Raw genomic sequence first — 19,420 nt, forward strand, 5'->3', positions numbered from 1 at the left:
TAAAAAGGCTCCACCCGAAGGTGGAGCCTGAAGGGATTATTCTACGGTAACCGATTTCGCCAGGTTACGCGGCTGGTCAACGTCGGTGCCTTTGATCAGCGCAACGTGATAGGCCAGAAGCTGCAGCGGAACGGTGTAGAAGATTGGTGCAATCACCTCTTCCACATGCGGCATCTCGATGATATGCATGTTGTCGTTGCTGACAAAACCGGCATCTTTGTCGGCGAAGACGTACAGAACGCCGCCGCGGGCGCGCACTTCTTCGATGTTAGACTTCAGTTTTTCCAGCAGTTCGTTGTTTGGTGCCACAACGATGACCGGCATATCCGCGTCAATCAGCGCCAGCGGGCCGTGCTTCAGCTCGCCAGCCGCATAGGCTTCAGCGTGAATGTAGGAGATCTCTTTCAGCTTCAGCGCGCCTTCCAGTGCAATCGGATACTGATCGCCACGACCCAGGAACAGGGCGTGATGTTTGTCAGAGAAATCTTCCGCCAGCGCTTCAATGCGTTTGTCCTGAGACAGCATCTGCTCAATACGGCTCGGCAGCGCCTGCAGGCCGTGAACGATGTCGTGCTCAACGGACGCATCTTCACCTTTCAGACGCGCAAGCTTCGCCACCAGCATCAGCAGAACGGTCAGCTGAGTGGTAAACGCTTTGGTGGAGGCCACACCGATTTCTGTGCCCGCTTTGGTCATCAGCGCCAGATCGGACTCACGCACCAGCGATGAGCCAGGAACGTTACAGATAGCCAGCGAGCCCAGGTAACCCAGCTCTTTAGACAGACGCAGCGCTGCCAGCGTATCCGCCGTTTCGCCGGACTGGGAAAGGGTGATCATCAGGCTGTTACGACGCACCGCGGATTTGCGATAGCGGAATTCAGACGCGATTTCCACATCGCACGGCACGCCCGCCAGGGATTCAAACCAGTAGCGAGAAACCATACCGGAGTTGTAGGAGGTGCCGCAGGCCACGATCTGAATATGTTCGACCTTGCCGAGCAGTTCGTTCGCGTTTGCGCCCAGCTCGCTCAGATCCACTTCACCGTGGCTGATACGCCCGGTCAGCGTGTTTTTGATGGCGTTTGGCTGCTCGTAAATCTCTTTCTGCATGTAGTGACGGTAAGCGCCTTTGTCGCCCGCGTCGTACTGCAGATTCGATTCGATCTCCTGACGTTTCACCTGCTCGCCTTTGGTATCGAAGACGGTCACGCTGCGACGGGTCACTTCCGCGATATCACCCTCTTCGAGGAAGATAAAGCGACGAGTGACCGGCAGGAGCGCCAGCTGGTCAGAAGCGATGAAGTTTTCGCCCATGCCCAGACCGATAACCATCGGGCTACCGGAACGCGCGGCCAGCAATGTGGACGGATCGCGGGAATCCATGATCACCGTACCGTACGCACCGCGCAGCTGAGGGATAGCACGCAGCACCGCATCACGCAGTGTACCGCCCTGCTCCAGCTCCCAGTGCACCAGGTGAGCAATCACTTCGGTGTCAGTTTCAGAGACGAAGGTGTAGCCGCGCGCTTTAAGTTCTTCACGCAGCGGTTCGTGGTTTTCGATAATGCCGTTGTGCACGACCACGATGTGTTCAGACACATGCGGGTGCGCGTTACCTTCAGACGGTTCGCCGTGCGTCGCCCAGCGGGTGTGCGCAATACCGGTACCACCGTGCAGCGGATGTTCTTCCGCGGCCTGGGCCAGCATCTGCACTTTACCGAGACGACGCAGACGGGTCATATGACCTTCTGCATCGACGACAGCCAGACCGGCTGAGTCATAACCACGGTATTCCAGACGACGTAAACCTTCGAGAAGGATTTCAGCAATATCACGCTGCGCAACTGCGCCAACAATTCCACACATAATTTTAGATTCCGAATTTAGGCATTATGCCTGCGTTGTCGCTGACCTGTATTTTCCCTGCGTCTTTCACGCTGCGGCTGCGTTGGCTTCTCGTACTCGCCACGGTCACTTACTTAAGTAAGCTCCCATGGACTCATACGCTTGCCGCCTTGCCACAACGCGAAATCCTTTGGGTAACGCCCTTTCCGGGCACCCCGAGCCTTGTAGAGAGTGGGGTTATTTTTATGGGTACTGCTTGTGGGGGGAGGATTATATTATCCCCTCACCCCGGCCCTCTCCCCAAAGGGGCGAGGGAGAAAAACACCGCACCGAACGATCCCCTCTCCCCTGTGGGGAGAGGGTTAGGGTGAGGGGTAAATCCGTTACTTTTTCTTCACCGGGCGTTTCCAGCCCTGCTTGCTGACCTGCGGCACGCGGCTTAACACCAGCTCGTTCTCGGCCACATCGCGCGTAACGGTTGTTCCGGCGGCGATAGTCACCCCGTTACCCACGGTAACAGGCGCCACCAGCTGCGTATCGGAGCCAACGAACACGTCGTCACCGATGATGGTTTTAAACTTATTCGCGCCGTCATAGTTACAGGTAATAGTCCCTGCACCAATATTCACGTTATTGCCAATTTCCGCGTCGCCCAGATAGGTCAGATGACCGGCTTTCGAGCCTTTACCCAGACGCGCTTTTTTCATTTCCACGAAGTTACCCACGTGAGCGCCTTCCAGCAGCTCAGCGCCCGGGCGCAGACGCGCAAACGGGCCGATGGTACAGGCCGCATCCAGACGAGCATCTTCTACCACGCTGTACGGGCTGATTTCGCAATCGTCGCCGATGACGCTGTTTTTAATCACGCAGCCGGCGCCAATTTTAACGCGATTGCCCAGCGTGACGTGACCTTCGAGGATAACGTTCGTATCAATTTCAACGTCACGACCGTGAGATAACGAACCACGCAGATCGAAACGCGCCGGATCGCGCAGCATCACGCCCGCCAGCAGCAGTTTTTCGGCCTGCTCGGACTGATAAACGCGCTCCAGGCGGGAAAGCTGAAGACGGTTATTCACCCCTTCGGTTTCGCTGATGCGCGCCGGATGAACCGCCGCAATCTCACGTCCTTCCTGGTACGCCATCGCAATGATGTCGGTGATGTAGAATTCACCCTGTGCGTTGTTGTTGTTGAGCTGAGACAGCCAGCGCTTCATGTCCGCGCCACTGGCAATCAGAATACCGGTGTTGATCTCCTGAATCTGGCGCTGTTCGTCGCTGGCATCTTTATGCTCAACAATACCCGTGACGTTGCCGTTTTCACGGGTGATGCGGCCATAACCGCTTGGATCGTCCAGCACGACGGTCAACAAACCGATACCGCCCTGCGGTTTGGCTTCACGCAGGCGAGTCAGGGTTTCAACGGAGATCAGCGGGACATCGCCGTAGAGCATCAAAATGTCTTCGTCATCCGCAAAGAAAGGCGCAGCCTGCTGCATCGCATGGCCTGTGCCCAGCTGTTCGGCCTGAAGCACCCAGTTGAGCTTGTCATCGCTCAGCGTCTTTTTAAGCAGATCGCCGCCGTGGCCGTAGACCAGGTGGACCTGACCGGCACCCAGTTCGTTCGCTGCATCAATGACATGCTGCACCATTGGCTTTCCTGCAAGCGTGTGGAGCACCTTAGGCAGATCGGAATACATGCGGGTCCCTTTGCCAGCGGCAAGGATCACCACGCTCATCGCACTGTTTGACATACGCATCCTGACGGTAGTTTGAGTGTGAAGTAAAAACGTTTGATGCTTAAAATTCTACATCTTTTTCATCATGAATTAAGGCCGAAAAAAAAAGCCAGCCTGGTATCCAGACTGGCTTTTGTGCTTTTCAAGCCGGTGTTACATCGCTTTTTTGGTCAACTCGATAACGCGCAGTTTCGCGATCGCTTTGGCCAGCTCCGCAGACGCCTGAGCGTAATCCACGTCACCATGAGAGCTGCTAATGTGCTCTTCAGCCTTACGCTTCGATTCCAGGGCTCGCGCTTCGTCGAGATCCTGTCCACGGATAGCGGTATCGGCCAGAACGGTCACACTGCCAGGCTGCACTTCAAGAATGCCGCCGGAGAGATAGATAAACTCTTCGTGACCGAACTGTTTAACGATGCGGATCATACCAGGCTTAATGGCGGTGAGCAGCGGTGCGTGACCCGGGAAAATACCCAGTTCACCTTCACTACCCGTTACCTGGATTTTCTCGACCAGACCAGAGAACATTTGTTGCTCTGCGCTGACGACGTCCAGGTGGTAAGTCATTGCCATATCACCCTCCGATTAAGGCGTTAAAGTTTTTTGGCTTTTTCCACGGCTTCGTCGATGGAACCAACCATGTAGAACGCCTGCTCCGGCAGGTGATCGTATTCGCCTTCCATGATGCCTTTAAAGCCACGGATGGTGTCTTTCAGGGAAACGTATTTACCCGGAGAACCGGTGAATACTTCCGCAACGAAGAACGGCTGGGACAGGAAGCGCTGGATCTTACGCGCACGTGCTACCACCAGTTTGTCTTCTTCAGACAGTTCATCCATACCCAGGATGGCGATGATGTCTTTCAGTTCCTGGTAACGCTGCAGCAGGGACTGTACGCCACGCGCGGTGTCGTAGTGTTCCTGACCAACAACCAGTGGATCCAGCTGACGGCTGGTGGAGTCCAGCGGGTCAACGGCCGGGTAGATACCCAGAGACGCGATCTGACGGCTCAGTACCACGGTTGCATCTAAGTGCGCAAAGGTGGTTGCTGGAGATGGGTCAGTCAAGTCATCCGCAGGTACGTATACCGCCTGAACGGAGGTGATAGAACCGGTTTTGGTAGAGGTGATACGTTCCTGAAGAACACCCATCTCTTCCGCCAGCGTAGGCTGATAACCTACCGCTGAAGGCATACGACCCAGCAGTGCAGATACTTCCGTACCGGCCAGGGTGTAACGATAGATGTTATCAACGAACAGCAGAACGTCACGGCCTTCGTCACGGAATTTCTCAGCCATAGTCAGACCGGTCAGCGCAACGCGCAGACGGTTTCCAGGTGGCTCGTTCATCTGGCCGTAAACCAGGGATACTTTGTCCAGAACGTTGGAGTCGGTCATTTCGTGGTAGAAGTCGTTACCCTCACGAGTACGTTCACCTACGCCCGCAAACACGGAGTAACCGGAGTGCTCGATCGCGATGTTACGGATCAGCTCCATCATGTTTACGGTTTTACCAACACCCGCACCACCGAACAGACCGACTTTACCGCCCTTCGCGAACGGACACATCAGGTCGATAACTTTGATACCGGTTTCCAGCAGTTCCTGAGAGCTTGACAGCTCTTCGTAGGAAGGTGCTGCGCGGTGGATAGCCCAACGCTCTTCTTCACCGATGTCGCCTTTCATGTCGATTGGCTGACCCAATACGTTCATGATACGACCCAGTGTTGCTTTACCTACCGGGACTTCGATCGGGTGCTCAAGGTCTTTGACTTCCAGACCACGACGCAGACCGTCGGAAGAACCCATCGCGATGGTACGCACGATACCGCCGCCGAGCTGCTGCTGAACTTCCAGCACCAGGCTCTCGTTACCATTCTGTACCTCAAGCGCGTCGTACACGCGTGGTACGGCGTCCTGAGGGAACTCGACGTCCACCACGGCGCCGATTACCTGGACAATCTTTCCAGTAGCCATCTTGAATCCTCTACGTAATTCGTAAACCTGGTTAAACCGCGGCGGCCCCCGAGACGATCTCGGTGAGTTCCTGAGTAATGCTGGCCTGACGAGCTTTGTTGTAAACCAACTGCAGCTCTTTAATCAGGCTGCCGCCATTATCGGTCGCGGCTTTCATCGCCACCATTCGTGCGGCCTGCTCGCTGGCCAGGTTTTCTACAACGCCCTGATAAACCTGAGATTCAACGTAACGACGCAGCAGGGTATCCAGCAGCGGTTTCGGATCGGGTTCATACAGGTAATCCCAGGCTTTTTGCTTCAGCTCGTCATCTTCTGATGCCGGTAACGGCAGCATCTGAGTGAGCGTTGGAACCTGAGACATGGTGTTAATGAATTTGTTGCTGACAACGTACAGTCTGTCCAGACGGCCTTCATCATAGGCCTGCAACATCACTTTAACCGGGCCGATCAGTTCGGACAGGGACGGGTTATCACCCATACCGGTCACCTGAGCGACAATGTTGCCACCAACGGAGTTAAAGAAAGAGACGCCTTTAGAGCCGATCATTGCGATATCGCACTGAACGCCTTTTTCAGACCATGCTTTCATATCCGCCAGCAGTTTTTTGAACAGGTTAATGTTCAAGCCGCCACACAGACCACGGTCGGTCGACACCACCAGGTAGCCCACGCGCTTAACGTCGCGTTCTTCCAGGTAAGGGTGCTTATATTCCAGATTACCGTTCGCAAGGTGACCAATCACTTTGCGCATGGTTTCTGCATAAGGACGGCTGGCCGCCATGCGATCCTGCGATTTACGCATTTTGGAAGCGGCGACCATCTCCATCGCTTTAGTGATCTTTTGCGTGTTCTGGACGCTTGCGATCTTACTACGTATCTCTTTTGCGCCGGCCATGAGCTTCTCCTCAATGCCAGGCGGCTTGTCCTGAGACAAGCCGCCGGACGATTACCAGGATTGGGTTGCTTTGAAGGAATCGAGGATAGCTTTCAGCTTGCCTTCGATTTCGTCGTTATAGCCACCGGTCTGGTTGATCTCTTGCATCAGCGGAGCGTGATCACGGTCGACGTAAGCCAGCAGAGCGGCTTCGAAGCTACCGATTTTCGCCAGTTCCACATCTTCGAGGTAACCGCGTTCAGCCGCGAACAGTACCAGGCCCTGCTGAGCAACAGACATTGGTGCGTACTGTTTCTGCTTCAGCAGCTCGGTCACTTTCTGACCGTGGCTCAGCTGTTTACGGGTTGCTTCGTCCAGATCGGATGCGAACTGAGAGAACGCAGCCAGTTCACGATACTGTGCCAGCGCGGTACGGATACCACCGGACAGTTTCTTGATGATCTTGGTCTGAGCAGCACCACCAACACGGGATACGGAGATACCCGGGTTAACCGCCGGACGGATACCGGAGTTAAACAGGTTGGTTTCCAGGAAGATCTGACCATCGGTAATGGAGATTACGTTAGTCGGAACGAACGCAGAAACGTCACCCGCCTGGGTTTCAATGATCGGCAGAGCGGTCAGAGAGCCCGTTTTACCCTTCACTTCACCTTTGGTGAAGTTCTCGACGTATTCCGCGTTAACGCGGGAAGCACGCTCCAGCAGACGAGAGTGGAGGTAGAATACGTCGCCAGGGAACGCTTCACGTCCAGGTGGACGACGGAGCAGCAGGGAAACCTGACGATAAGCAACAGCCTGTTTAGACAGGTCATCGTATACGATCAGTGCATCTTCACCGCGGTCACGGAAGTATTCGCCCATTGCGCAACCGGCATATGGCGCCAGGTATTGCAGTGCAGCAGATTCAGACGCAGTTGCTACCACAACGATGGTGTTAGACAGTGCGCCGTGCTCTTCCAGTTTACGAACCACGTTAGAAATGGTGGACGCTTTCTGGCCGATGGCCACGTACACACATTTGATGCCGGAGTCACGCTGGTTGATGATGGCGTCGATAGCCATCGCGGTTTTACCGGTCTGACGGTCACCGATGATCAGTTCACGCTGACCACGACCGATTGGGATCATGGCATCAACGGACTTATAACCTGTCTGAACAGGCTGATCTACGGACTGACGGTCGATAACGCCTGGTGCGATAACTTCGATTGGGGAGAAGCCATCGTGCTCAACCGGACCTTTACCGTCGATTGGCGCACCCAGGGTGTTAACAACGCGACCCAGCAGGCCACGGCCAACCGGCACTTCCAGAATACGGCCAGTACACTTAACCTTCATGCCTTCGGCGAGGTCAGCGTATGGACCCATCACAACTGCACCTACGGAGTCGCGCTCCAGGTTCAGTGCGATAGCGTAACGGTTACCCGGCAGGGAAATCATCTCACCCTGCATACAATCGGCCAGGCCGTGGATGCGGATAACACCATCACTTACAGAAACAATAGTACCTTCGTTGTGAGCTTCACTCACAACACTGAACTGAGCAATGCGCTGCTTGATCAGTTCGCTGATTTCGGTGGAATTCAGTTGCATGCTCCAGTCCCCTTAAGACTGCAAGACGTCTGCAAGGCGTTCAAGACGGCCGCGTACGCTGCCATCAATGACCATATCACCCGAACGGATGATTACGCCTGCCATTACAGACTTATCGATTTTGCAATTCAGCTTAACTTTGCGTGACAGACGTTTTTCCATCGCGGCGGTGATTTTCGCAAGCTGTTCATTACTCAGTTCAGTCGCAGAAGTCACTTCAACTTCAGCGGTTGCTTCACTAAGGGCACGTAAGTGCTCAAACTGCTCGAGAACATCCGGGAGCACACGGAGACGACCATTTTCTGCCATCACCTTAATCAGGTTCTGGCCGTTGGCATCCAGTTGCTCTCCGCACACGGCGATAAACGACGCGGCGAGAGTTTCAGGTGCTAACGCACCGGAAAGCAACTCAGCCATTTGTTCGTTTTTCGTCACCTCAGCGGCAAACGCCAGCATATCCTGCCAGCGATCGACATTTTGGTGTTCGACAGCAAAGTCAAAAGCTGCTTTGGCGTAGGGGCGAGCTACCGTAACAAATTCAGACATCAGCCCCTCCCTCCTTACAGTTCAGCGACAAGTTTGTCCACGATGTCGCTGTTAGCAGCTTCATCCACGGAACGTTCGATGATCTTCTCGGCGCCAGCAACAGCCAGAATCGCAACCTGCTTACGCAGTTCTTCACGAGCACGTTTACGCTCAGCATCAATTTCTGCCTGAGCCTGTGTCACGATCTTAGTACGTTCCTGTTCTGCTTCAGCTTTGGCTTCGTCCAGGATCTGAGAACGGCGTTTGTTAGCCTGTTCAATGATTACCTGAGCTTCAGCTTTCGCTTTTTTCAGCTGGTCTGTCGCGTTGGCCTGTGCAAGGTCCAAATCTTTCTTAGCGCGTTCTGCGGAAGCCAGACCGTCAGCAATTTCTTTCTGACGTTTTTCGATGGCAGCCATTAAAGGCGGCCATACATACTTCATGCAGAACCAGACAAAGAGAATAAACGCGATGGCCTGGCCGAGGATTGTTGCGTTCATGTTCACAGCACAATACCTCTTTAATTTCTGTGGCTTAGGGTTTTAAAACTACTACTACGCGACAGCAAACATCACGTACAGACCCAGACCTACAGCGATCATTGGGATAGCATCCACCAGACCCATAACGATAAAGAACTGAGTACGCAGCAGAGGAATCAGATCAGGTTGACGCGCTGCGCCTTCCAGGAATTTGCCCCCGAGGATGCCGATACCGATCGCAGCACCGATAGCCGCCAGACCCATCATCACAGCGGCAGCCATGTACAGCAGATCCATATTCAGGTTTTCCATGACAGTCTCCAGTTTGTTTCAATTAAAACGTAGTAGTGTTGGTAAAAAATCAGTGCTCTTCAGACGCCATCGACAGATAGACGATCGTCAGAACCATGAAGATAAAGGCTTGCAGCGTAATGATCAGGATGTGGAAAATGGCCCATGGCACATTCAGAATCCACTGTGACCACCACGGCAGAAGACCCGCGATCAGAATGAAAATCAGCTCACCCGCATACATGTTGCCAAACAGTCGCAGACCCAGTGAAACAGGTTTGGACAGCAGGCTAACGCCTTCCAGGATCAGGTTGACCGGAATAAACGCCCAGTGGTTGAACGGCTGCAAGGTAAGCTCTTTCACAAAGCCGCTTACGCCTTTCATTTTGATGCTGTAGAAAAGAATCAGGATAAATACGCCCAGCGCCATCGACAGGGTGATGTTCACGTCCGCAGACGGTACAACACGCAGCGCAGGCAGGCCGAAGATGTGCTCGCCGATAAACGGCAGCAGATCGATTGGCAGCAGGTCCATCAGGTTCATCAGGAAGACCCAAACGAACACGGTCAGGGCCAGCGGAGCAATCAGCTTGCTCTTACCATGGTACATGTCTTTGACGCTGCCATGGACGAAGCCGATGATCATTTCGATGAAAGTCTGGAATTTCCCTGGTACACCGCTGGTCGCTCGTTTAGCAACACCGCGGAACATGGCCAGGAACAGAAGACCCAAAACCACCGAGAAGAACATGGAGTCGATGTTGATCGTCCAGAAGGTGGCCGGGGGGTTATGTGGATCCACCAGCGAGAATGTACGCAGGTCCAGCTGAAGGTTATTCAGATGGTGACCTATGTAATCCTGCGGCGTCATATTTTCTGAAGCCATGATGCCTTTTACCCTTTGTTATTGATTACAGCTGGAGCCAGAACTTGTACCACCAGCACCAAAACCCACGTTGCTATCAGCGGCATGAAGACCACTTTCAAAACCGCCAGCGCCATCACCAGTAGAGCAAAGGTCAGCAACACCTTACACACTTCGCCGAGGGCGAAGGACCAGGCCACGCGGCCTTTGGCGGGTGTATGCGCCTGATGACGCCAGGCAAAAATCATAAACAACACGTTTGGCAGCACAACCGCCAAACCCCCGCACACGGCGGAGATGCCCCAGAAGGGGTCTTTGAGGCTAAACAGCAGTCCACTTGCTATCACAGCCAGAAACTGAATGAACAGAAGCTTACGAGCAACGTTTCTACTCAAGAGCGACACAGACATCACGTTTTTACTCCTGCTCCCTTCGAGGTATGCCGCGTGTCGTATAAAACGTCCTTTAAGGCTCAGAGTCAAGCATCAAAAAGCGGTCAAATTATACGGTGCGCACCCGTGATTTCAAACATTAAGTAGCGAAAAGGTGAATAAATGTTTAAATATTTTTCCCCACCGCTATTTTTTAACTTTCGCTTAAAGCGTCAACCTTCGACCAAAACTGCAAACAGCGCGAAAACGTTGGCGATAAAGCGTGCACGAGATCACAAAACACACATTTGCGATAAGGTTGTATTTATCAAAGGCGCAAATCGCGCAAATTTATCTTTATGAAATTAAACGCAAAATGCCGTAACTATTTTCAAAACAGCCCAGTACACAATAAAAACGTTTTATTGACATTCTTAATAAATAATTAACATTGCGTTCTGGTTACTGCCTTCCACTTTTAGCAGACTTATATTTTCACAGATGACTATCTTCTCGGTGAATAAAAGTCGCCAGGTTAACCATAAGAAAAACCTTAGTGAAAAAGAGGTTAAAAGCCCGCCGGTAAATCCTCTGTCTTTGTGCTGTTTTTTAACATGCGAAGAACAGCACAAATTCCACATTTTTTATTAATTTTTTAAAAATTGTTTGGCTTAATTATCACCAGATGACGCTCCCCATCGAGCTGAGGAATGTGTAATTTCTCGATGGATTCAACAGCAAAACCGTCCGGGAGCTGTTCAATTTCATCGCCTGGCAACTGCCCTTTCAGCGCATAAAAGCGGCCATTCTCTGCAGGCAAGTGCTTACACCAGCTCACCATGTCATTGAGTGAAGCAAACGCGCGGCTGATAACCCCGTCAAACGGCGGCTCTGCCGGGAACTCCTCTACCCTGCTCTGCACGGGCGTGATGTTCTCAAGCTTCAGCTCATGCTGTACCTGACGTAAAAAGCGCACGCGCTTGCCGAGGCTGTCCAGCAGCGTGAAGTGGCTCTCAGGGCGAACAATCGACAGCGGAACGCCCGGTAAACCTGGTCCCGTCCCCACGTCGATGAAACGCTCACCTTTCAGCCACGGGGCAACCACGATGCTATCGAGAATATGGCGTACCAGCATCTCGTTGGGGTCACGTACTGAGGTCAGGTTGTACGCTTTGTTCCATTTGTTCAGCATATCGACATAGGCCACCAGCTGATTTTTCTGGTGATCGGTGAGCGAAATACCTGCCTGATCCAGCAGACGAGAGAGTTTGTTGAGCACGGTGAATACCTGTTGGAAAACTTAGATGGCGGGTGGCGCTTCGCTTACCCGCCCTACGGGTTCATCTGGCCCGGTAAGCGCAGCGCCACCGGGCAATGTTCTGGCATTACGCGCTGCGGCGCAGCATGCCCTGCTTTTTCAGCCAGACCAGCAGAATCGAAATCGCCGCAGGCGTGACGCCGGAGATACGGGATGCCTGGCCGATCGATACCGGTTTGTGATCGTTCAGCTTGGCGATCACTTCGTTGGAAAGCCCCGTCACCTGGCGGTAGTCCAGCATTTCCGGCAGCAGCGTGTTTTCGTTACGCTGCTGTTTTTCGATCTCATCCTGCTGACGCGCGATGTAACCTTCGTACTTCACCTGGATCTCAACCTGCTCTGCCGCTTCAGCGTCTTCCAGGCCAGGCGCGAACGCGGTCAGTTTGACCAGGTTCTCGTAGGTGACTTCAGGACGGCGCAGCAGATCTTCCCCGCTGGCTTCGCGCGACAGCGGCGCGGTTAAGTGAGCGTTTACTTCGGCAGCGGTTTCCGCCTGCGGATTCACCCAGGTGGTTTTCAGGCGCTGACGTTCCTGTTCAATGCGCTCCAGCTTTTCGTTGAAGCGCGCCCAGCGTTCGTCATCGACCAGACCCAGCTCGCGGCCCATTTCGGTCAGGCGCAGGTCGGCGTTATCTTCGCGCAGCATCAGGCGATATTCCGCGCGAGAGGTAAACATACGGTACGGCTCTTTGGTACCCAGCGTGCAGAGATCGTCAACCAGCACGCCCAGATACGCCTGAGAACGGCCTGGTGCCCAGCCCTCTTTCTCAGCGGAGAAGCGTGCGGCGTTCAGACCGGCAAGCAGGCCCTGTGCAGCCGCTTCTTCGTAGCCGGTAGTGCCGTTGATCTGCCCCGCGAAGAACAGACCGTGGATGAATTTGCTTTCCAGGGTTGGCTTCAGGTCGCGTGGATCGAAGAAATCGTACTCAATAGCGTAGCCGGGACGAACGATTTTCGCATTCTCCATCCCCTGCATTGAGCGAACAATTTGCATCTGTACATCGAACGGCAGGCTGGTGGAGATGCCGTTCGGGTAAATTTCGTTTGAGGTCAGCCCTTCCGGCTCCAGGAAGATCTGGTGCTGGTTACGATCGGCAAAGCGCATCACTTTGTCTTCGATCGACGGGCAGTAGCGTGGGCCGATCCCTTCGATCACGCCGGCATACATGGGGCTGCGATCGAGGTTATTGCGGATCACGTCATGGGTTTTCTCGTTGGTATGCGTGATATAGCACGGTACCTGCTGAGGATGCTGTGCCGCATTGCCCATGAACGAGAAAACCGGCATGGGGTTATCACCGTGCTGTTGCGCCAGCACGCTGAAATCAATGGTCCGCGCATCAATACGCGGCGGCGTGCCGGTTTTCAGGCGGCTGACGCGCAGCGGCAGTTCACGCAGACGGCGAGACAGTGGAATAGACGGCGGATCGCCGGCACGGCCACCGCTGTAGTTATCCAGACCGATATGAATTTTACCGTCCAGGAAGGTGCCCACGGTCAGCACCACGGCTTTCGCACGGAATTTGAGACCCATCTGGGTCACGACGCCCACGACGCGATCGTTCTCAACGATAAGATCTTCAACCGCCTGCTGGAAGATCATCAGGTTCGGCTGGTTCTCCAGGGCGGTACGCACAGCCTGACGGTAAAGCACGCGGTCTGCCTGGGCACGGGTCGCACGCACAGCGGGACCTTTACTCGCGTTTAGTATCCTAAACTGGATGCCAGCATGATCGATCGCTTTCGCCATCAGGCCGCCAAGAGCATCCACTTCTTTTACCAGGTGTCCTTTCCCAATGCCGCCAATCGCCGGATTACAGGACATTTGTCCCAGCGTGTCGATATTGTGTGTCAAAAGCAGGGTCTGCTGACCCATACGCGCTGCGGCCATTGCGGCCTCAGTGCCTGCATGACCCCCGCCAATGATGATGACGTCAAAAGGATCCTGATAAAACATGGTGGTCTGCCTCGCGTAAAGCGGTATGAAAATGGATTGAAGCCCGGGCCGTGGATTCTACTCAACTTTAGTCTTTCGAGAAAGCATTGGGATCCTGGGCTATTAAAAAGAAGATCTTTTTATTTAGAGATCTGTTCTATTGTGATCTCTTATTAGGATCGCGAACATGTGTGGATAAGTCCGATCTCATAAAGAAGATCATGCAGTTAGAAAGGATCGTTTGCTGTGAATGATCGGTGATCCTGGACAGTATAAGCTGGGATCAGATCGCGACTTTATACACAGGTCAAAAACGATACAACAGTTGTCCTTTGGATAACTACGGGTTAATACGAGCTTTTAACCAGAGTTATCCACATCTGTTCGCGCGATCTTTAATCGTTTTTGAGTAAATTTTTCCATTCCGCGAGCCAGATCTCGGCTGGATCCTCCGGAATGTCATGATCGAGGATGTTGATCTTGAGCGTTTCACCCAGCTGTTTTGCTCCACAAGAGGTAACAGCGGCTTCAACTTTCTCTATTGCCCCGCAAAAGGTGTCATATTCACGACTGCCGATCCCCACCGCGCCAAAACGGACGTTTGACAGGTCGGGCTGCTGTTCCAGCAGTTCGTCATATAAAGGTTGCAGGTTATCCGGCAGATCGCCCGCGCCGTGCGTGGAGGTGATCAGCAGCCAGACCCCGTCAGTCGGGAGATCTTCAAGCAACGGACCGTGCAGGGTTTCAGTAGAAAAGCCCGCATCTTCCAGCTTTTCAGCCAGGTGTTCCGCTACGTATTCCGCACCACCAAGGGTGCTGCCGCTGATAAGGGTAATGTCCGCCATTGATCGCTCGCCCAGATAAAGAGACGGCCATTGTACGCTGTGAACGAGCTGGGATCTACCTGTGGAAAATGTGGGAATGAATTTGCCCGATCACGGGCGGATGGTACGCATGATCGGGTTTTGCAGGGAGATCAGCGTCTCGGTGGACTGAATTTCATCGATTGTTTGGATCTTGTTGATAAGTACCTGCTGGAGGGCGTCGATGGATCGGCACATGACTTTAATAAAGATGCTGTAATGCCCGGTGGTGTAATACGCCTCGGTGACTTCATCCAGCGCGTTCAGCTTCGCCAGGGCTGAAGGGTAGTCTTTGGCGCTTTTAAGAATGATGCCGATGAAGCAGCAGACGTCGTAACCCAGATGTTTAGGACTGACGTCGATGCGTGCGCCGGTAATGATCCCCGCCTGTTTCATTTTCTCTACGCGAACGTGAATGGTTCCTGGGCTGACGCCAAACTGTTTCGCCAGCTCGGCGTAGGCGGTACGGGCATTGGCCATTAACGCCTCCAGGATGCCGCGGTCGAGATTGTCGATCTGATAATTTTCCATAGCTTTTTCTTATGAAGATTAATGAATCACTCTATTCTAGCGTTTAATTTTATCGAATCAAAAGTGAAGGTGGCTTTTTGTTGATGAGTTATTGAATATGATGCCATTTCTGTTGCTTAATCAATATCAACAGGACGCAGGAGTATAAATAATGAAAACCGCTTACATCGCAAAACAACGCCAGATCAGTTTCGTAAAATCCCATTTTTCCCGCCAGCTGGAAGAGAAGCTTGGCCTTATTGAAGTTCAGGCGCCGATTCTGAGCCGCGTGGGTGACGGGACGCAGGATAACCTCTCTGGATGCGAAAAAGCGGTACAGGTGAAAGTGAAAACACTGCCAGACGCTCAGTTCGAAGTGGTTCATTCACTGGCGAAGTGGAAGCGTCAAACCCTGGGACAACACGACTTCAGCGCGGGCGAAGGGCTTTACACGCACATGAAAGCCCTTCGTCCCGATGAAGATCGCCTTTCACCGATTCATTCCGTTTACGTTGACCAGTGGGACTGGGAGCGCGTAATGGGTGATGGTGAACGTCACGTCGGCACGCTGAAATCCACCGTTGAGGCGATCTACGCCGGGATCAAAGCAACCGAAGCGGCCGTGAGCAAAGAGTTTGGTCTGGCGCCGTTCCTGCCGGATACGATCCACTTTGTTCACAGCCAGGCGCTGCTGAGCCGCTTCCCGGATCTCGATGCTAAAGGCCGGGAGCGTGCGATCGCCAAAGAATTAGGTGCAGTATTCCTGATCGGTATCGGCGGCAAACTGTCTGATGGCAAACGCCACGACGTTCGCGCGCCGGATTATGATGACTGGAGTACTGAGGGTGAGGGCGAATTTGCCGGGCTGAACGGCGATATTCTGGTGTGGAACCCGGTACTGGAAGACGCCTTCGAGCTCTCTTCTATGGGGATCCGCGTGGATGCTGACTCGCTGAAGCGCCAGCTGGCGGTCACCGGCGATGAAGATCGTCTCAAACTCGAGTGGCACCAGGCGCTGCTGCGCGGTGAAATGCCTCAGACTATCGGCGGTGGTATCGGCCAGTCCCGTCTGACCATGCTGCTGCTGCAATTACCCCATATCGGTCAGGTTCAGTGTGGCGTCTGGCCGCAGCAGGTACGTGAAAGCGTCGGTTCTCTTCTGTAATTAACGCTGCCAGCGTCTGAGCAGGCGGCTACGCAGCCCGGTATCAAAGCGCCAGATATGATCGAAGATGCGCATGATGCCGGGTTTTCCATGGGCTGACATCGCCACCGCATGAAATCGGTGCTGGTGCACCCGCTGTAACTCCTTCACCTTATTCACCACGTCATCCGGCAGCCGCTGGGCAATAAAATCGGAAATGACCACCGCGTCAGCGTCGTACCAGTCGCCTCCCTGCATACGCTCCACAATGCTGCGAAAGCAGCTGGCCAGATCCGTGCCGCCGCGAAAGCGCTGGCTCAGGAAGCGGATTGCCTGCTCGATACCCTGCTGGTTCGTCAGCTCATAGCCCACCACCTCGCTGGAGAAGAGCATGATGAAGCAGCGGCGGCGATCGGCCAGCGCCACGCGCATCAGTGCCAGACAGAACGCCTTAGCGCACTGCTCGTTAAACCCGCCCATCGAACCGGACGTATCCACGCAAACAATGAATGGCCCGCGCGGCTGTTCATCAAAATCCTGATGGACGACCGGCCGTTGGCTGACTTTCTCACGCCAGGCTTCGCCGTGCAGTCGGTAGGTGAGAAGCTGTTTTTCCACCAGCCGACGATAGAACTCATACTCCAGCTCGGTCATCCCCAGCGTGCTCAGTTCCGTGGGCAGCAGGCGTAAAATGTCATCGCTCTGCTGGAGCCCGTCGACCTGCTCCGGCACGGTAGCCGGTTCGCGCACCAGGGTGCGGAAGGTTTCCATCGGGGCATCTTTCTTTGGGACCGACTTTGCCTCCCTTGAGCGACCCAGCTGTTCTGCAAGCTTCATCAGCTCGGGCTGCTGCGCCAGAAAATCGCCGTATTTGACGATCAGCTGATAATCCCCGCGCCGGAGCTGGCCGGCGCTCATGTCCCACAGGCGTCCTGCGGCGTTTTCATTCTCCACCAGCACCTGTTCTAGCTGGCCGCTCAGCGTCATCCGTTCCTGAACTTCACTGAGCAGCTGTTCACGCTCTTCGTCCAGCAGCTGCTGGTTCAGCGTTGTGGCCTGAACCACCAGGCTGAGGCGCCAGCGCTGTAGGAACAGGGTATGCAGCGCCGGGGTAAAAGTGGCGTTATCCGTAACCAGCGCCCGCGCCTGGCTGGCAAACGGAGAGTGGACTTTATCAAGCAGCGTAAGGGTTTGCGGCAGCTGGACGATAAACTGCGGTGTCGACAGCCGTTGGCACTGCTGATAGCTGGCGACCTCCTCCGTCAATTCAGGCGGGACTTCCGTCTCCTTAAACCGCTGGCGAAGGTTATCGCGCCAGCGCGGAAGATCGTCCGTCATCGCCTTTTTAAGCTTTGGAAATTTTTCAAAAAACGCCGCCAGCTGCGGCGACGCCAGAAGGGTAATGACCACTTCTTCGATCAACCCCTCCTCGCTGACGGCCAGCATGACGTTAAGCGTATCCAGCGTTAGCATTGACGCGCCTGTTTGATCTGCGCGCTGACGTCCTGCAGGCTGGCTTCGATGCGACCTAGCCAGTCGCTATGAATAAAGAGGCATTTTTGCTGCTCGCTAAAGCGGGTGTGCTGCTGATGCCATTCGGTATCCAGCGCTTCCAGCTGCTGCTTAATCTCTTCGGGGACGCTGTCAGAGGCGGTGCCCGGAAGCGCAAGACGCGATCCCAGGAGGCTGACGTCGCGGATCACCAGGTGCTGGCTGCTGTCCACTTCCATATTCAGCGGCTGCGCGAAACCAATGCCGTTGAGTTTTCCTCGGATCTCTCCGCCCTTATCCAGCCACTGCGCCAGCGCCTCGCGCTCAATCGTAATGTGCACCACCTGCATATCATGCAGTTTAAGCGGCTGCTGGAGCAGCAACGTTAGCGTTGCGCCAGTCAGATCCGCGGGAAGCTCGTAGTGCGGTTTGCGGGCGAACATGCCCCCAAGACGATTCACTTTCAGCGCGGTTTTATCACTTTGCAGCTGCTGGAGCTGGATGCGCCGCTGGGCAATCGCCCCCAGCTGGTTGAGCATTGCCTGCTGCCCCCAGGCGTGTCCGGTCATCAAAACGTCAAGCTGCTGCTGCATCAGGTTCATGCCTTCTGCATCGTGCCAGAGGCAGTCTTTCAGCAGGATCAGATCGATTGGCGCAACGGCATCACGCCCGCTGAACAGGGCGCTCGCCTGCAGCAGGCGGATCGCTTTTTTCCAGCGGCGATCGGAGACATAGGGCGCTGAAGGGATGAGATCAAGCTGCTGGCGCAGCAGATAGATCAGCTCGAAGACGGCGTCTGGCAGTTTGATTTTGCCGATATCCTGCTGCCACTGGTGATACTCCTCATCCGTTACCTGCAGCGAAGCGGATACCGGGTTTTCACTTTCATCCTGCTGGCTGACCAGCATGGAGCGGAAGTTGGATTTATCCTGCACTTTGTCCAGCCACAGGCGGATAAGCATACGGTCATACAGCGCTTCCAGACTGCTGTCGGCTTCAGGCAGTTCGTTAGAGGCGGCCACCAGCAGGCGCATCGGGATTTTCTCTTCACTGGCGCCGTTACGGAACCGACGTTCGTTTATCGCCGTGAGCAGGGTGTTCAGAATAGCCGGCCCCGCTTTCCAGATCTCATCGAGAAAAACAATCTCAGCCTCCGGAAGATACCCTTCTGTCAGACGCTGATAGCGCCCCTCATCTTTCAATGCCTGAATGGAGAGCGGACCAAAAACTTCTTCTGGGGTGGAAAACCGGGTCATGAGATATTCGAAGGCGCGGGCGTTCTGAAAAGCAAATTTCAGCCTGCGGGCAATCAGGCTTTTGGCAATGCCCGGCGGTCCCAGCAAAAACACGCTTTCACCGCTCAACGCCGCCAGTAAGCAGAGGCGGATGGCGTGGCTACGCTCGAAAAGGCCTTTTTCCAGCGCGCTGCTGAGGCGGGAAATTCTTTCTGCTAATAAATGTGAGTGAGCCATAATAGTTTTGCATCCTTTCGCCGTCGTGGCGGCCAATTGAAGCGAGTATAGACGTTTCAGTCAGGGCTGGTAATAGACTGAAGTGCGGCGCAATTTTCTTTGCG

Annotated in this window: 18 protein-coding genes; 1 reads left to right on the top strand and 17 read right to left on the bottom strand. The window is 54.2% G+C overall.

Translation table 11 applies throughout. From position 1 onward, the window contains the following. Positions 1-36: 36 nt before the first annotated feature. The 15 genes from glmS to asnC all read right to left on the bottom strand — a co-directional run bounded on the left by glmS (position 37) and on the right by asnC (position 15,230). Positions 37-1,866, bottom strand: coding sequence for a glutamine--fructose-6-phosphate transaminase (isomerizing) (glmS, locus tag ACWKXN_RS20345; RefSeq protein WP_023309792.1), 1,830 nt, complete (start codon positions 1,864-1,866; stop codon positions 37-39). 362 nt (positions 1,867-2,228) lie between these two features. Continuing rightward, positions 2,229-3,599 carry a bifunctional UDP-N-acetylglucosamine diphosphorylase/glucosamine-1-phosphate N-acetyltransferase GlmU gene (glmU, locus tag ACWKXN_RS20350; RefSeq protein WP_033144363.1) on the bottom strand — a complete coding sequence of 457 codons (1,371 nt, stop codon included), beginning with the start codon at positions 3,597-3,599 and terminating at the stop codon, positions 2,229-2,231. Between the two features lie 138 nt (positions 3,600-3,737). Next, positions 3,738-4,157 (bottom strand): F0F1 ATP synthase subunit epsilon, encoded by a 420-nt coding sequence (locus tag ACWKXN_RS20355; protein ID WP_006177560.1) that lies wholly within the window; start codon positions 4,155-4,157, stop codon positions 3,738-3,740. Positions 4,158-4,177: 20 nt separating this feature from the next. Next, entirely contained in the window at positions 4,178-5,560 is a 1,383-nt protein-coding gene (gene atpD, locus ACWKXN_RS20360) for a F0F1 ATP synthase subunit beta (RefSeq protein WP_006177559.1), read from the bottom strand. 31 nt (positions 5,561-5,591) lie between these two features. Continuing rightward, positions 5,592-6,455, bottom strand: coding sequence for a F0F1 ATP synthase subunit gamma (atpG, locus tag ACWKXN_RS20365; RefSeq protein ID WP_008500191.1), 864 nt, complete (start codon positions 6,453-6,455; stop codon positions 5,592-5,594). Between the two features lie 51 nt (positions 6,456-6,506). After that, entirely contained in the window at positions 6,507-8,048 is a 1,542-nt protein-coding gene (gene atpA, locus ACWKXN_RS20370; RefSeq protein WP_006808751.1) for a F0F1 ATP synthase subunit alpha, read from the bottom strand. A gap of 12 nt (positions 8,049-8,060) precedes the next feature. Further along, positions 8,061-8,594 carry a F0F1 ATP synthase subunit delta gene (atpH, locus tag ACWKXN_RS20375; protein ID WP_023309790.1) on the bottom strand — a complete coding sequence of 178 codons (534 nt, stop codon included), beginning with the start codon at positions 8,592-8,594 and terminating at the stop codon, positions 8,061-8,063. 14 nt (positions 8,595-8,608) lie between these two features. Further along, positions 8,609-9,079, bottom strand: a complete 471-nt coding sequence (gene atpF, locus ACWKXN_RS20380; protein WP_014072436.1) for a F0F1 ATP synthase subunit B — start codon at positions 9,077-9,079, stop codon at positions 8,609-8,611. A 48-nt stretch (positions 9,080-9,127) separates the two neighbouring features. Beyond that, the gene (atpE, locus tag ACWKXN_RS20385) at positions 9,128-9,367 is read right to left on the bottom strand and encodes a F0F1 ATP synthase subunit C (protein ID WP_000429386.1); all 240 of its coding nucleotides are present in this window, start codon (positions 9,365-9,367) and stop codon (positions 9,128-9,130) included. A 49-nt stretch (positions 9,368-9,416) separates the two neighbouring features. Then, the gene (gene atpB / locus ACWKXN_RS20390; protein ID WP_023309789.1) at positions 9,417-10,232 is read right to left on the bottom strand and encodes a F0F1 ATP synthase subunit A; all 816 of its coding nucleotides are present in this window, start codon (positions 10,230-10,232) and stop codon (positions 9,417-9,419) included. 8 nt (positions 10,233-10,240) lie between these two features. Further along, the gene (atpI, locus tag ACWKXN_RS20395; RefSeq protein WP_008500194.1) at positions 10,241-10,621 is read right to left on the bottom strand and encodes a F0F1 ATP synthase subunit I; all 381 of its coding nucleotides are present in this window, start codon (positions 10,619-10,621) and stop codon (positions 10,241-10,243) included. A gap of 616 nt (positions 10,622-11,237) precedes the next feature. Next, on the bottom strand, positions 11,238-11,861 hold the full coding sequence (gene rsmG / locus ACWKXN_RS20400) for a 16S rRNA (guanine(527)-N(7))-methyltransferase RsmG (protein ID WP_023309787.1): 624 nt from the start codon (positions 11,859-11,861) through the stop codon (positions 11,238-11,240). Between the two features lie 106 nt (positions 11,862-11,967). Then, complete coding sequence (mnmG, locus tag ACWKXN_RS20405; protein WP_454544267.1) at positions 11,968-13,857, bottom strand: tRNA uridine-5-carboxymethylaminomethyl(34) synthesis enzyme MnmG; 1,890 nt, start codon at positions 13,855-13,857, stop codon at positions 11,968-11,970. Between the two features lie 374 nt (positions 13,858-14,231). Then, positions 14,232-14,681, bottom strand: coding sequence for an FMN-binding protein MioC (mioC, locus tag ACWKXN_RS20410; protein WP_023309786.1), 450 nt, complete (start codon positions 14,679-14,681; stop codon positions 14,232-14,234). A 90-nt stretch (positions 14,682-14,771) separates the two neighbouring features. Beyond that, entirely contained in the window at positions 14,772-15,230 is a 459-nt protein-coding gene (asnC, locus tag ACWKXN_RS20415; RefSeq protein WP_023333916.1) for a transcriptional regulator AsnC, read from the bottom strand. A gap of 151 nt (positions 15,231-15,381) precedes the next feature. Here asnC and asnA point away from each other — a divergent pair, with 151 nt between their 5' ends. Continuing rightward, entirely contained in the window at positions 15,382-16,374 is a 993-nt protein-coding gene (gene asnA / locus ACWKXN_RS20420; protein WP_454544268.1) for an aspartate--ammonia ligase, read from the top strand. Here the strand turns inward: asnA and viaA are convergent, their stop codons facing one another. Together viaA and ravA are read right to left on the bottom strand one after the other, a co-directional pair. Continuing rightward, positions 16,375-17,826, bottom strand: a complete 1,452-nt coding sequence (gene viaA / locus ACWKXN_RS20425; RefSeq protein ID WP_058842016.1) for an ATPase RavA stimulator ViaA — start codon at positions 17,824-17,826, stop codon at positions 16,375-16,377. It abuts the gene before it with no gap. After that, entirely contained in the window at positions 17,820-19,316 is a 1,497-nt protein-coding gene (gene ravA / locus ACWKXN_RS20430; protein ID WP_454544269.1) for an ATPase RavA, read from the bottom strand. Before ravA ends, viaA begins: the two co-directional genes overlap by 7 nt. Between the last annotated feature and the right edge of the window lie 104 nt (positions 19,317-19,420).

The organism is Enterobacter sp. UPMP2060, from assembly GCF_053709655.1.